General features: G+C 45.8%; 1 protein-coding gene and 1 pseudogene. Both read left to right on the top strand.

The features are described from left to right. On the top strand, positions 1–423 hold a 423-nt coding region (gene tmk, locus R8O11_RS27080), incomplete at its 5' end, for a dTMP kinase (RefSeq protein WP_318194856.1). 24 nt (positions 424–447) lie between these two features. Further along, positions 448–764: pseudogene (locus R8O11_RS27075) on the top strand (DNA polymerase III subunit delta'); the annotation flags it as partial.

The raw sequence follows: 764 nt of genomic DNA, 5'->3' as shown, positions 1-764 counted from the left end.
CTTCTGTTGTACGCCGCGCGTGTTCAACTGGTTGAGAATGTGATTAAGCCAGCGCTTGCAAACGGACAATGGGTTGTTGGCGATCGCCATGACTTGTCATCACAAGCTTACCAAGGTGGTGGCCGTCAAATTGATGCGTCACTCATGAAAAACCTACGTGACACTACGTTGGGTGACTTTAAGCCCGCATTTACACTTTATATGGATATCGACCCTTGTATCGGTCTTGAGCGCGCTCGTGGTCGTGGCGAGCTAGACCGTATTGAAAAGATGGATATCAGCTTCTTCGAGCGCACTCGTGAGCGTTACTTGGAAATCGCCAATGCTGATCCGTCAATTGTTGTGATCAATGCAGAACAATCGATTGAAGAAGTGTCTCGTGATATTCAAGACGCCTTGAACGAATGGTTGTCTCGCCAGTAAGTACAAAGCGAATATAGGTTACGCATGTTTAATGATTTTCCTTGGCTAAAGCCAGCATGGGAGAACCTCAAATCTGGGTTGGATTCAGATCGAATTCCTGGAGCTTTATTGCTGCAAAGTAATAAAGGCTTGGCAGTAGAAAAGCTTGTTGAGTTTTTTAGTCATGCACTTCTTTGTCAAAACTACAGCAGCGAAGCTTGTGGTTTCTGCCATAGCTGTCAACTGACGAAATCTCAAAGCCATCCAGATTTGCACTGGATTAGGCCAGAGAAAGAAGGCAAGGCGATTACGGTTGACCAAATTCGCGCTTGCAATCGTCTAGCTCATGAATCTTCTCAGCT

The organism is Vibrio sp. 1288 (assembly GCF_033344475.1).
The sequence above is the reverse complement of the archived record's forward strand: the minus strand, read 5'-3'. Positions and strand labels throughout refer to the sequence as shown.